The organism is Glutamicibacter sp. 363 (assembly GCF_052379505.1).
GTDB lineage: Bacteria > Actinomycetota > Actinomycetes > Actinomycetales > Micrococcaceae > Glutamicibacter.
Window position 1 is genome coordinate 41,125 of the sequence record NZ_JBQSYR010000018.1, and the last position, 12,959, is coordinate 54,083.

Annotated in this window: 13 protein-coding genes and 1 pseudogene; 8 read left to right on the forward strand and 6 right to left on the reverse strand. The window is 64.3% G+C overall.

The genetic code is table 11. The features are described from left to right. The first annotated feature begins 311 nt into the window (after positions 1-311). The 7 genes and pseudogenes from ACT3UA_RS12270 (at position 312) to ACT3UA_RS12300 (ending at position 5,623) form a co-directional block, all read left to right on the forward strand. Positions 312-614: an urease subunit gamma gene (locus ACT3UA_RS12270; protein ID WP_096285917.1), complete on the forward strand. Its 303-nt coding sequence runs from the start codon at positions 312-314 to the stop codon at positions 612-614. A gap of 14 nt (positions 615-628) precedes the next feature. Beyond that, positions 629-931 (forward strand): annotated as a pseudogene (locus ACT3UA_RS12275) (urease subunit beta); the annotation flags it as partial. A 248-nt stretch (positions 932-1,179) separates the two neighbouring features. Then, positions 1,180-2,892, forward strand: a complete 1,713-nt coding sequence (gene ureC, locus ACT3UA_RS12280; protein ID WP_096285913.1) for an urease subunit alpha — start codon at positions 1,180-1,182, stop codon at positions 2,890-2,892. A 35-nt stretch (positions 2,893-2,927) separates the two neighbouring features. Further along, a complete protein-coding gene (gene ureE / locus ACT3UA_RS12285) occupies positions 2,928-3,401 on the forward strand; it encodes an urease accessory protein UreE (RefSeq protein ID WP_444616696.1) in 474 nt (157 codons plus the stop codon). Then, positions 3,382-4,077, forward strand: a complete 696-nt coding sequence (locus tag ACT3UA_RS12290; RefSeq protein WP_444616698.1) for an urease accessory protein UreF — start codon at positions 3,382-3,384, stop codon at positions 4,075-4,077. The genes ureE and ACT3UA_RS12290 overlap by 20 nt, the downstream gene beginning before the upstream one ends. 47 nt (positions 4,078-4,124) lie before the next feature. After that, complete coding sequence (ureG, locus tag ACT3UA_RS12295) at positions 4,125-4,736, forward strand: urease accessory protein UreG (RefSeq protein WP_444616700.1); 612 nt, start codon at positions 4,125-4,127, stop codon at positions 4,734-4,736. Next, positions 4,736-5,623, forward strand: a complete 888-nt coding sequence (locus ACT3UA_RS12300; RefSeq protein WP_255248423.1) for an urease accessory protein UreD — start codon at positions 4,736-4,738, stop codon at positions 5,621-5,623. Before ureG ends, ACT3UA_RS12300 begins: the two co-directional genes overlap by 1 nt. Positions 5,624-5,635: 12 nt before the next feature. On the opposite strand, the gene ACT3UA_RS12305 is transcribed toward ACT3UA_RS12300, so the two are convergent. From ACT3UA_RS12305 to ACT3UA_RS12325, 5 genes are all read right to left on the reverse strand, one after another. Further along, on the reverse strand, positions 5,636-6,619 hold the full coding sequence (locus ACT3UA_RS12305) for a diaminopimelate dehydrogenase (protein WP_096285905.1): 984 nt from the start codon (positions 6,617-6,619) through the stop codon (positions 5,636-5,638). 199 nt (positions 6,620-6,818) lie between these two features. After that, a complete protein-coding gene (locus ACT3UA_RS12310) occupies positions 6,819-7,535 on the reverse strand; it encodes an ABC transporter ATP-binding protein (RefSeq protein ID WP_444616703.1) in 717 nt (238 codons plus the stop codon). Further along, positions 7,532-9,085, reverse strand: coding sequence for an ABC transporter permease subunit (locus ACT3UA_RS12315; RefSeq protein ID WP_444616705.1), 1,554 nt, complete (start codon positions 9,083-9,085; stop codon positions 7,532-7,534). Before ACT3UA_RS12315 ends, ACT3UA_RS12310 begins: the two co-directional genes overlap by 4 nt. Further along, entirely contained in the window at positions 9,078-10,085 is a 1,008-nt protein-coding gene (locus tag ACT3UA_RS12320) for an ABC transporter permease (RefSeq protein ID WP_444616707.1), read from the reverse strand. The genes ACT3UA_RS12315 and ACT3UA_RS12320 overlap by 8 nt, the downstream gene beginning before the upstream one ends. Continuing rightward, entirely contained in the window at positions 10,082-11,755 is a 1,674-nt protein-coding gene (locus ACT3UA_RS12325) for an ABC transporter substrate-binding protein (protein WP_444616709.1), read from the reverse strand. Before ACT3UA_RS12325 ends, ACT3UA_RS12320 begins: the two co-directional genes overlap by 4 nt. 60 nt (positions 11,756-11,815) lie before the next feature. Between ACT3UA_RS12325 and ACT3UA_RS12330 the strand changes: the two genes are divergently transcribed. Then, the gene (locus ACT3UA_RS12330; RefSeq protein ID WP_255248422.1) at positions 11,816-12,175 is read left to right on the forward strand and encodes an ArsR/SmtB family transcription factor; all 360 of its coding nucleotides are present in this window, start codon (positions 11,816-11,818) and stop codon (positions 12,173-12,175) included. Between the two features lie 63 nt (positions 12,176-12,238). Here the strand turns inward: ACT3UA_RS12330 and ACT3UA_RS12335 are convergent, their stop codons facing one another. Next, positions 12,239-12,892 (reverse strand): GntR family transcriptional regulator, encoded by a 654-nt coding sequence (locus tag ACT3UA_RS12335; protein ID WP_444616711.1) that lies wholly within the window; start codon positions 12,890-12,892, stop codon positions 12,239-12,241. Between the last annotated feature and the right edge of the window lie 67 nt (positions 12,893-12,959).

Below are 12,959 nucleotides of genomic sequence, written 5' to 3' on the forward strand. Positions count from 1 at the left end.
CATTTTTGTTCGCCATCCCGCGGCCAGAATTATTTTTACCCGCGCCCGATACCCTGGAGGACGGCAAAAATCTGGCGCTGAAATGGTGTTGATTTTCCACCCTAATTGATACCTGACAAGGTGGTAGGTAGTGATTGCGACAAACGTTGGTGCAATCCAGGTGGTGCGACATCTTTCCCGAATTCCCGTGCTCCGAGCGCTTCGACTTTGCTCTGCTATCCTTGCCTTAAATGCAGGTCGAAAACCTGGCCTAGAGCAAATCCGACGGCATGAAATTACCGTCAATTTGTTAATTATTTGGAAGGGAACTGATGCATTTAACTCCCCGCGAGCAAGAGAAGCTTATGATCGTCGTCGCGGCCGATCTGGCCCGCCGCCGGCAAGAACGCGGTTTGAAGCTCAACCACCCCGAAGCGGTGGCCGTTATTACCTACGAACTTATCGAGGGGGCGCGCGACGGACGCACCGTTGCCGATCTGATGAGCTACGGTACAACGATCCTGACCCGCGAGGATGTCATGGACGGAATCTCAGAGATGATCCACGACGTCCAGGTCGAGGCAACGTTCCCCGACGGGACCAAGCTGGTCACCGTCCACAATCCGATTCGTTAAGTACAGGAGTAGAGATGAAACCGGGAGAGTACATACTTGCCGCTGACCCAATCGTCTGTAATGCGAGTCAACAGACCCGAATCCTGAACCTGGTCAATCGCGGGGACCGGCCGGTCCAGGTCGGCTCGCACTTCCACTTTGCAGAAGCCAACCCGCGGCTGGATTTTGACCGAGTCGCAGCCCGCGGATTCCGCCTGGACATCCCTGCGGGAACCGCCGTGCGCTTTGAACCGGGGGATGCGCGCACCGTGCACCTGGTGGAATACGCTGGCGCACGCGAAGTCCACGGCTTCCAGGACCGGGTGAACGGACCGCTGGGACGCACCGTCCCGGTTGTCGAAACCGACGCTATTGGCGGTACCGCGGGTATCGACCCGATCGTCGAGGCCGATCTAGTCGAGGATTACGATATCGATCTGCCCAACAAGAGCGAAGAAACAATTGGTTTCCATACCACCTTCGGCGTGGACCCGGTGGACGAGAGCTTGCCGCCCAAGCCGCATAAGGTCCGGCAGGCCGAGAAATCGCAGACGCCAGGCCCGGACGAAGAGCAGGATAGCTAAAGATGAGCTTCGAACTCAGCCGCAAGCAATATGCGGAAATGTACGGGCCTACCACCGGCGACGCCATCCGCCTGGCAGACACCGAACTGATCCTTGAAATTGAAAAGGACTACACCACCTACGGCGAGGAAGTCGTCTTCGGCGGCGGCAAGGTCATCCGCGACGGCATGGGCCAAAACGGACGGTTGACCCGTGACCAGGATGTGCCCGATACGGTGATCACCAACGTCGTTGTGCTTGACTACACCGGCATCTACAAGGCGGATGTGGCCCTGCGCGACGGGCATATCTTCAAGATCGGCAAGGCCGGCAACCCGGATATTTCCGATGGCGTGGATATCGTCATCGGCGCGGCCACCGACATCATTGCCGGCGAGCACAAGATCCTCACCGCGGGGGCCATCGATACCCATATCCACTTCGTCTCCCCGGACCAGGTTCCGGTGGCCCTATCCGCCGGCACCACCACGCTCATCGGTGGCGGAGCGGGCCCCTCCGACGCTTCCAAGGCCACCACGGTTACCCCCGGACCTTGGCATATCTCCCGGATGCTGCAGGCGGTGGAGAACCTGCCCATCAACATCGGTTTGCTCGGCAAGGGCCACGCCAGCGACCGTGCGCCGCTCGCCGAACAGGTGCGCGCGGGAGCCATCGGGTTGAAGATCCACGAGGACTGGGGCGCGACTGCCTCCTCCATCGACAACTCATTGAAGGTAGCCGATGAATTTGACGTGCAGGTAGCCATTCACGCGGATACGCTCAACGAAGGCGGCTTCGTGGAAGACACCATCGCCGCGATCGCCGGGCGAGTGATTCACACCTTCCACACCGAGGGTGCCGGCGGCGGCCACGCCCCTGACATCATCCGCATGGCGGGGCTGCCCAATGTGCTGCCGGCATCGACCAACCCGACGCTTCCCTACACCGTCAACACGGTGGACGAGCACCTGGACATGCTGATGGTCGCGCACCACCTGAATGCCGACATCCCCGAGGATGTGGCCTTCGCCGACTCGCGGATCCGCCCGGAGACCATCGCCGCCGAAGACGTGCTGCACGATATGGGAGTCTTTTCGATTACCTCTTCGGATTCACAGGCCATGGGCCGCGTGGGCGAAGTCGTCTTGCGCACCTGGCAGGTAGCCGACGCGATGAAGCGCCAGCGCGGCAAACTGGAGGGCGACGGCGTGGTGGGGGACAACTTCCGGCTCAAGCGCTACGTCGCGAAGTACACGATCAACCCGGCCATTGCCCACGGCATTGCAGACTCCATCGGCAGCGTCGAGGAAGGCAAATTCGCCGACCTGGTCCTCTGGGATCCGGCTTTCTTCGGGGTCAAGCCGGAGATGATCATCAAGGGCGGACAGATCATCCAGTCGGTGATGGGAGATGCAAACGGATCCATCCCGACCCCGCAGCCGCGCACCATGCGCATGAACTTCGGCGCCTTGGGCACCGCGGTGCAGGCTTCATCGATCACCTTCCTGTCCAAGGCGGCCATCGACGAGGGCGTGCCCGAGCGGTTGCGCCTGCGCAAGGTGATCCGCGCCTGCCAGGGCATCCGCGAGCTGTCCAAGGCGGATCTGAAATATAACAGCGGTACCCCGGAGATCCTGGTTGACCCGCAGACCTACCAGGTCACCGTGGACGGGGAGCTGGCCACCTGCGAACCTTCAGAGGTCCTGCCGATGGCTCAGCGCTACTTCCTGTTCTAAGCCGTTTGCGGCCCGGCAAATTCTAGAGGAGAACAATGATCATTGAACAACTTGTGGGCAATGTCCACGAGCAGCCGGCGGAGCGATACGCCGGCCGGCACCACGAAAAGGTGGTGCTGCCCAGCTCCGCGCTGGTCAAGAGAATCCAACGGGTCACCAGCGACCACGACCGGGAACTGGGGATCCGGCTGGCCCCCGGCCCGGACCTGCGTGACGGGGATATCCTGTATCTTTCGGACACCGAAATGATCACCGTGTCGGTGCTGCCCACCGACGTGCTGGTGATCGCCCCGCGCAGCATCCTGGAAATGGGGCAGGTCGCCCACGCGCTGGGCAACCGCCACCTGCAGGCGCAATTCTTCGGCGAAGAATCCGAATACGCGGCGCAGGTCATGGTGGTCCAGTACGACCACACCGTGTCCGACTTCCTGGAACACCAGCGAACCCCGTACAACCGGCAAGAACGCGTGATGCCGGTACCGTTCCGCCATGCCGAACACACCCACTAGCGCCTCGCACCTGCTGACCCTGATGCAGCTTTCCGACTCGGCATTGCCCACCGGGGCATTCAGCCACTCCTTCGGGATGGAAAGCTATCTGGCGGACGGGCAGGTGCATGACGAGGGGAGCTTCGCCAAGTGGGTGGAGCTGTTCCTCACCCAATCGCTGAGCTACACCGACGGGCTGGTGGTGCGCCTGGCCCACGAGGCGATGAGCCCGGAGCGGATCATGGAGCTGGACGCGATGATCCACGCCGCGGCATTGCCGCGGCAACTGCGCGAAGCCGCCGTCAAAATGGGCAAGCGGATGCTCGCGGTGGCCAGCGTCGTCTCTCCGAGCCAGGAACTCGAAGGCTATGTGCAGGCGGTCGAATCCGGGCGCTGCGCCGGGCATCCGGGGATCGCCTTCGCGCTCGGTGCCCGCGCGGCCGGAGCCCCGGTGGCGGACACCGTGAACAGCTATCTGTTCTCCACCGTCACGAGCCTGACGCAGAACGCCATCCGCGCGATCCCGCTGGGCCAGAATGCGGGACAACGGGTACTGCGCGCCATGCACGAACCGGTGACGCGCTCCGTGGCGAAGATCTTCAGCCTTGATGACCAAGATCTGGGCGCCGCGATCCCCGGTCTGGAGATCGCGCAAATGCGACATGAGCACCTGCGCGCCCGCATGTTCATGTCCTAGCACACCGGCCGCCGAGTGGCGGCCCCAATAATTTGAGGAGCACAGTTATGGAACCAATTCGTATTGGCGTCGGAGGACCGGTTGGGGCGGGAAAAACCCAGCTCATTGAGCGCATTACCCGCGCGCTGGATGGCGAGATCTCCATGGCGGCCATCACCAACGACATCTACACCATCGAGGACGCCAAGATCCTGGCCGCCAATGGGGTGCTGCCGCTGGATCGGATCGTCGGCATAGAGACCGGCGGCTGCCCGCACACCGCCATCCGGGAGGACACCTCGATGAACTCCGCCGCCATCGAGGAACTGAAAGCCAAGCACCCAGACCTGGAGATCATTTTCGTGGAATCCGGGGGAGATAACCTCTCGGCTACTTTCTCGCCGGAGCTGGTGGATTTCTCCATCTACATCATCGACGTAGCCCAGGGCGAGAAGATCCCGCGCAAGGCCGGGCAGGGCATGATCAAGTCCGACCTGTTCATCATCAACAAGACCGACCTGGCCCCATACGTCGGAGCGGATTTGTCGGTGATGGAGTCGGACTCCAAGCAGTTCCGCGCGGACAAGCCATTTTGCTTCACGAACCTGAAAACCGATGAAGGACTGGAGCAGGTTATTGGCTGGTTGCGCCGCGACGTGCTGATGACGGATCTGGGCTAGTGGCCGCTCCCACCGCGCGCCGCGTCCCGGCGCTGGCTCCCACTCCGTTCGCCGGCCGGCTGGTCGGGGAATTGCGGCTGCGCATCGGCCGGCGTTCGGGCAAGGACATCGCCACCGCGCAGTACCATCAGGGTGCCTTGCGGGTGCTGCGTCCGCACTACCTGGATGACAGCGCGCAGGTCTGCTACACCATCGTTAACCCCGGCGGCGGGTACCTGGGAGCCGATCGCTACGGCATCGAGGTGGAGGTGGAAGCCGGCAGCAGCCTGCTGCTGGCCACGCAGTCGGCCACCAAGGTCTACCGCACCCCGCAGGGCGAGGCCAGCCAGGAGATGCTGGTGCGCCTGGGCCCCGGTGCGGTACTTGAATACCTGCCCGACCAGCTGATCGCCTACCGGGATGCCAGCTACCGCCAGGAACTGGTGGTGGATATGGCCGCCGATGCCTCGTTGGTGCAGTTCGAGATCCTCACCCCGGGGTGGAGCCCGGACGGCACGCTCTTCCGCTATGACCAGTTGCGGCTTCGCACGCAGGTGCGGGTGGAGGGAAAGCTGGCGGTGCTGGACAACCTCTGGGTGAAGCCTGGCGACCAGTCGATCGACTCGCAGCTCTACCTCCAGCAAGCTACCCACGTGGGCATGCTGTTGGCGGTGGATGCGCGCATCGACGCCGTGCTGGTGGAGCAGCTGCGCGAGGTGGCCTACCGGATTGCCGGGCAGCAGCGCCAAGCGGTGCAGGTGGGCGTCTCACAGACGCCCACCGCCGGGGTGGCCGTGCGCACGCTTGGCACCTCGACCGAGTCCGCCACCGCGGTGATGCTGGGCATCGTCAACGAGCTGCGTGCGCGCTTGCGCGGCCAGGGACCGGTGAACCTGCGCAAGTACTAGCGCGGATTGACTTTAGAGCATGTCCGCGCGCAGCTGCGCCGCGGTGCGTGGCGAAAGCAGCCCCGGGGCCACATCGAAGACGGTCTGCGCGCCGGTGATCCCGGCGCGGTTCATGCGGTACACCGCACGGGCATAAGCCACCAGCACGCTGGAGGTGAACTCAGGGTTGGAGCCGAGCGCCAGCGAGTACTCGATAACCTGCTTCTGCGCGTCGCTGGTATTGCCCGAACGGATCACGAATCCGCCATGCGGCATGTCCGAGTGCTCCGCCGCCAGAGTCTGCGCGTCGATGAAGTGCACGGTGGTGTCATACTGGTCGAAATAGTGCTCCATGCTCACGATTGCCTGGCGCACGGTCTGCTCATCTGCGCCGTCTTGAAGGACCACGAAGCATTCGCGCTGGTGCTTCTCGCGGGTGCTCAGGCTCGGGCGCAGCCCGGCGCGCACCTGCTCGATCGCCTCGGGGCTTGGGATGGTGTACTGCACGCCGCCGGCGACTCCGGGCACGCGGCGCACCGCGTCGGAATGTCCCTGGCTCAGCCCGCGGCCCCAGAAGGTGTAGGTTTCCCCGTCCGGCAGCAGGGCTTCGCCATAGACCCGGTTGATGGAGAACATGCCCGGATCCCAACCGGCGGAGATGAGCGCGGTCTTGCCCGCGGCCTTCGCCGGGGCGTCCACGGACGCGTAGTACTCCGGGATGCGCGCGTGGGTGTCGAAGCTGTCCACGGTGTTGAACAGCGCCGCCAGCCGCGGGCCCTGCTCGGGCAAGTCGGATTTGGAACCGCCGCAGAGGATCAGCACGTCGATATCGTCGACGTGCTCGGCCAAGACGTCGACCGAGTAGCGCGCGGCTGGCTGGGCCAGCTCGAGGCTCTGCGGGTCGCGGCGGCTGTAGACACCGACCAGTTCCATATCCTGGTTCTTGGAAATTGCGGCCTGCACGCCGCGGCCGAGGTTGCCATAGCCGGCTATGCCAATACGGATTTTCGAAGACATTAGATTCACAGTCCCTTGATCTGGCTTGAGAGCCGCGGTCATTGGCCGGCAGGAGGTGGCTCACTGGCCGGAGAAGAAGTGGCGAAAGGCGCCGGTGGCCAAGCGCCACCACTTGGGATTATTCCAAAGAAGCACGCGGAACCCTAAACACCGGGCTCGCAGGCTAAATAGTGGGTCAAAGAGCCCGATTGGCGCAGCTTCACACGAAGTCCGGTGCGCCGGGTGCCACCGGGTCAGCGGCAGGAGGTGGCATAAATGAGCCGGGGAAGTCCCGTACCCGGTCGCAAATCGCGTGCAGGCTGGCGGCGTCGTGTGAGGCCAGCAGCACCGCCGTACCTGCCGCCGCCTGCGCCGTGAGCAGCCGCAGAACCGTTGCCTTGGTCGCCTCATCGAGTTGCGCGGTCGGTTCGTCGCACACCAGGACCCGAGGGTCCAGGCTCAGCGCGCGCGCCAGCAGCACCCGCTGGAGCTGGCCATCGGAAACCTCCGCCGCGCGGCGTTGGAGCAAGCCCGGGTCGAGCTCGACGAGCATGCATAGCCGATGCAATTGCTCGCGGTAGCGTTCGGGGCGGATCCGGATCGCGCCGTCGGCGAAGGCCAGCGGGGCCGCCAACAGGGTGCCTAGGCGCTGCCGGGGGTCGGTGGCCGCGCGAGGGGACTGGGGCACGATGCCGATCTTGGTGCGGATTTCCAGCGGCACCGGGCGGCGTTGGTCCACCGGTTGCCCGGAGACCATTACCCGCCCGCTGGCCGGGGCCTTCAGCAACGCCGCAATGTTGAGCATGGTGCTTTTACCGGCTCCGGAATCCCCGCGGATACCCACTGCTTCGCCCCGCTCGATTCGCAGATTTATCCCGCTAAGCAGTTGCGGCGCACTCGGGTATCCGGAGCAGACATCTACTAATTCCAGGCTCATTGGATCCGCTCCTGCCGCGTTTCTTCGCTGCGCACCACGCGGCCGTCTTGCACCACGCTCACCTCGTCCGCCAGCTCTGCGGCAAGTTCCAGATCATGGGTGGCCATGATGACGGTGCGCCCTGCACGGGCCAGATCCTGCAACACCTCGCCTAGCTGCTGCCGGCTCGCCGGGTCCAAGGCCGAGGTCGGTTCGTCTAGGAGAATCAGCTGCGCGTTGCCGAGCAATGCCAAGCCAAGCAGCACGCGTTGGGCCTGGCCGCCGGAGAGCTCATGCGGATAGTGCACCCGCAATTGCGCATCCAGCCCGACCCGTTCCAAGGCCTGGCCCACCGCTTTGGCGGAGCTGCCGCGGCGCTGCCGGCGCAATTCGCGTCGCATGGTGGCGCCCACGGTGCGCACCGGGTTGAGCGCGGTGGCCGCGGAGCCCGGAACGAAGGCCAACCGCCCGCCGGTGGCATGAGGCGTGGTTCCCAATTGCAGCCGTGCCCCATGCAGAAACAGGGAACCGGTGGCCTGCAGCGCAGGCGGAAGTACCCCCGCCATGGCTCGCAGCAGCATGGTTTTGCCGACGCCGGAAGGCCCGAGGATGACGTTGATGCGTCCGGTTTTTGCCTGGTAGTTCAGCTCGTGCAGGATCTCGGTGCGCACCCCGGCTGTGGACTCGGACCAGAGCCGCAGGTCCCGGACCTCAACGGCCGGCTGGTTCACTGCGGTGGGTGCGGATCCCCCGGAAGCGATCTGCGGCGCCGGCCGCCGAGTCCGGGAGCGCGGAAACGATTCGCGGGCCAGCGCGGAGAGCGCCGCGCTGAGCAGCACCAGCAAGCCCGCGGGGATCACCAGCAGCCACCAGGCTCCGGAGAGCACCCCGCCGCGGGCGTCTTCCAGGATAAGCCCCAAGGACGCCGCCTGCGGAGGGAGCCCCACGCCCAGGAAGGACAATGCCGATTCATGCCAGATGGCATGGGGCAGCTGCAGCACCAAGGCGATGGCAGCCTGGGGAGCTACCGCGGGGATCAGGTGGTTGGCCCAGATCGCCAAGGGCCGCGCGCCTGCCGCCCGGGACAGCGCAACATACTGCGATTCGCGTTCGCTGATCAAGCGCGAACGGACAATGCGCGCGACCTGAGTCCAGTGCGTCAGCGCGATCGCGGCGACGATAGCCCACCACCTCCCGGGCCACATGGACAACACCACCACGCTCAGCAGCAGGTGCGGCACCGCGTTCAAGGTGTCCACCAGACGCATGGCGATCCGGTCGACGATTCCCCCTGCGTAGGCGGCCAGCACGCCGACTCCCACACCGATGAGCGTGGATGCGGCAGCGGAGGCCGCTGCCAGCAGCAGTGAGAGCCGCAGCGCCTGCGCCGAACGCACCCACAGGTCCCGTCCCAGCTGATCGGTGCCGAACAGGTGATCGAGGCTTGGGCGCTGATAGACGGCACCAAGGTCGGCGCCGTGAACTGCCTGCGGGTTCAGCCATGGCACGCACACCGCATAGAGCACCAGCGCGCCAACTATGAGTACGGCGGAAAGCTGTCGTCTAGACATCGCGCACCCGCGGATCCGCCAGGACGTACCCGGCGTCGGCCAACGCGTTGCCGGCAAAAACCATCAGGCAGGAACAAGCGGTGACGGCCGCGAGCAGGGCAAAATCTCCCGCCACCGCTGCATCGATGACGGCCGAGGCGATGCCCGGCCAGGCGAATACGCTCTCCACGAGGAGCGCCCCGGTGACTAGCTCGCCTAACCTGCTGCCCACCACGGTCAAAAAAGGCAAGGCCGCAACCGGCAATACCTCGTGGCGCAGGATCTGCGCTTCGGATACCCCGCGCCCACGCGCGGCGAGCACCGCATCCGATTCGAGGACCTCGAACATCGAGCTGCGCAGGTTCAGCAGCAGCCAGGGCAGGAGGCTCACGGCCAGGACCATCGCCGGAAGGACCAGATGCACCAGCACGGTGCCGGCGGTCGGGGCCGCTCCGGACGAGGAGGCCCCACCGGCGGGCATGCCCAACCCCAGTGCAAAGATTGCGATGGCGATCAAGGCCAGGACGAAGGGTGGAAGCGCCTGGGCACACTGCGCGAAGAGCACCGCCGCCCGGTCCAGGACGCCCCCTCGGTGCCGTGCGGCCAGCCAGGCCAGCAGCAGAGAAGCCACGACCGCAAGCAGCAAACCGGCCAGGGCCAGCAGCGCGGTATAGGGCAAACGTTCAAGCAGTACCTCGCGCACCGGTTGCGCGTAGAGCCGGGAGAATCCCCAGTTCCCTTGCACGGCATCTACTGCCCAGCGCCACCACATGAGGAACCAAGGATTGTCCAGCCCCAACTGTTCGTTCAGCGCTTCGCGCTGCGCGGCATCGGTGCGTACGTAGCGCGAGCCGAGATAGTTGGCTAACGGGTTGAAAGGAGCAACAGAGGCCAGCCAGAACACCAGTGCGGTGATGCCCGCGGTGACCGGAAGCGCCAGGAGCAACCGGCGCACGAGGATGCCTGAGGCGGTGCGCACCCGCAGCCGTTGGCCACCTGGCGGCCCGAGGCGCCGTGTCATTGCTTGCGGGTCCATTCATGGATCTTTGCCCAAGGACCCCAGGTGGTTCCGTGGTCGTGGGGCTCCAGGAGCAGCGAGGAAGTATCCCAGTGTTCGCTGACGTCGCTGCGCTGCACGTAGCTGTGGTCCAGGAAGGCGAGCAGAAGCATGGAGGGCTGCTGAACGTAGAGCTGCTGAACCTTCCGGTAGGCCGTGGACCGCGCGTCCGGGTCTAGACTGGTGCGTCCGATATGCAGCTGTTCATCCATCGCCGGGTCGGCATACCGGCTGGGGTTGTCGTAATAGGCCCCGGCGTCCGGGTAGGAGGAATGAAGCATTTTGTAGAGTTGGGTATCAACGTCGTAGGGGTCGTCGCCACCGCCGAGCATGATGGCATCGTAGTTGCTGCGCGGCTCGGCCTCGTCAAAGGTCGCTGCCCGAACATCCACCGTGATGCCAAGTTCGGCTAGTTGCGCGGCCACCGCCAGGGAGAGGTCGCGGCGCAAGGTGTCTCCCGGGTTGTGCAGCACGGTGAATGCCGCCTCGGTACCGTCCTTGCTGCGCACCCCGTGCTCCGACTCGACCCAGCCGGTTGCCTCGAGCAAGGCCGCGGCGCGTTCCGGGTCATGCGCGAAGGTCGCCTTCGCCGCGTAGCTCCGGCCGTATTCGGGGGAAACGAAGGTGTATGCCGGCCGGCCGCTGCCATCGAGCACGGCGTCGATCAGCTGCTCGCGGTCGACCGCGAGGTTCAGCGCCAGCCGTACCTCGGGATCTGAGGTGAACGGATGCTCAGCGGGCAGGGAGATGCCGCGCCAGTCCGCCGAGGTAGCGGTGAGCACCTCGTAGCCTGCGCGGCCGGCAAAGCTGTGGGCCAGCCGCGGAGGCAGGACTGTGCCGGTGAATCCTCCCGTGGCCAGTCGTTGGCTCCGGGCGTTGTCATCGGGCGCCGCCTCGTAGATCACCGGGGACGCTTGGACCGGGCCGGTGCGGTAATTCGGATTGGCGGTGAGTACCAGCTGTGCGGAGGAGAAATCTTCCACGGCATACGGTCCGGTGCCAACCGGTGTGCGGCTGAGCGCCGATTCGGCGACGGGCTTCGCCGGGTCGGCGAGTTCTGCCGGAGCGATGCCGATCAGCAGCGAGGTCTTGAAGGACGTCTGCGCTTCCTTGAGCCTAAAGCGCACCGTATGTTCGTTGGGTGCGGAGACGGATTCCAGGTTTTCCAAGCTGCCGGCAAGGGGCGAGGCGGTTCGTGGATCGAGGATCGCCTGGTAGCTGGCCACGACGTCTTGGGCGTCGAAGGAGGTGCCGTCGCTGAATTTGATGCCCTGGCTCAGCGAAATATCCCAGACCAGAGAGTCAGCGGAAATTGTCGGTTCTTTGGCAGCCAAGAGGGGCACGAGATTCGGAAGCTGATCCGGTTCGCCCTCGACGGTGAACAGCGACTCGTTGATTTTCCCTAGGCCGTAGCTGTCGAAGCCGGCCAGTGGATTCAGGGTTTCTGGCAGCGCCGCGGTGAGCAGGGAGATGGGTTGCTCGTCAGCAGCCTGTCCGCTGGCAGGCTGGCAGCCGGCGGTGAATAAAATCAGCGGAAGCGCCAAGAATGCGATGACGCGGCCGCGGCTGTTTGGCGTACGCAGGGAGGATCCTTTCGCTACTCTAGAGGAGGGGGATATGTTCACAGGATACATGTGTCCAGCCGAACAGGTGTTGCGCCGCGGGGACCGAATTTCGGGGGAGGAAACGTATTGATGGAAAGCAAGCGCAGCCAGATCGCTGCCGATGCGGTCAATGATGCCCAACGACGCATTTCCCAGTGGGCAGAGGTGTTTTCCCTCTGCGCCGATCCGACCAGAATAAAAATACTTTTCGCCATTCATGCAGCCCCGGATTCCTCGGTGAATCAGCTCGCTGCGGCGGCGGGACTCAGCCCGAATACCGTCACCCAGGCCTTGGCGACACTGCAGCGGGCGCAGGTAGTTCAATCCACGCCTGACGGGCGTTTCCGGCGCTGGCGACTAGTTCACGCAGGAGTTCACCAACTCCTGCACCAGATGGATGCGCCGCATTCCGAATTACACCCCGAACACCTGCCGCCGCAAGCCGAATAAGCACTCGCATCGGCGTCCTCCGGCGGCGCTCGCCGGAAAGGCGGCAGGTGCCTACTTGGCGGTCTACTGGATATGATCCAGATGCGCCTCGAGCTTGCTGCTGGCGCGGCTGAGGTGATCGGCCAAGGTGCTGGCGGCCCCCTGCGCGTCATTCGCCTCGATCTGCTCCAGCAGATTTTGATGCTCTGCGGCAATGTCCTTGGTGCTTAGCAGCGTGGCATCCTGCACGTGTGTCATGCACAACCGAATCTCGTCACTGAGCTGGGCATAGCTTGCGCTGGTGCGCTGTGAGCCCAAGGCATTGACCAGCGCAGAATGGAATCTGACATCCGGTTCCACGATCTGCACCGGTGAGGCATTGGATAGTGCGGTGATTTGGGCGTTGGCCTCATATGCGGCCGCTGGAACTTGCCCGGTAGTTGCAAGCAGTCGCACCGCTTCGGCTTCGATGATTGCGCGCGTCCGGTAGATGTCTCGGGCGTCGGCCGAATTCAGCACGGTGACCCGGGCGCTCTGATGCGCGTTGCGGGTCAAGAGCCCGCTGGCCACCAAGTTTTCGAGTGCCGCCTTCGCGGTGGGCCTGGCCACGGTGTAATGCGCGGCGACGTCCACCTCGCTCAGCGCGGTGCCGGGGGTCAGTTCTCCGGCGAAAATTCTGCTCCGCAGATCATTGATGATCGCCTGGACTACCGAGACGACACCGAGCCTTGCGGGCATGGAATTCCTTTCAAGAAACTTGCTGACCCCTCGAGTATCCCACGAAAGGCACTAACATAGCATGTGT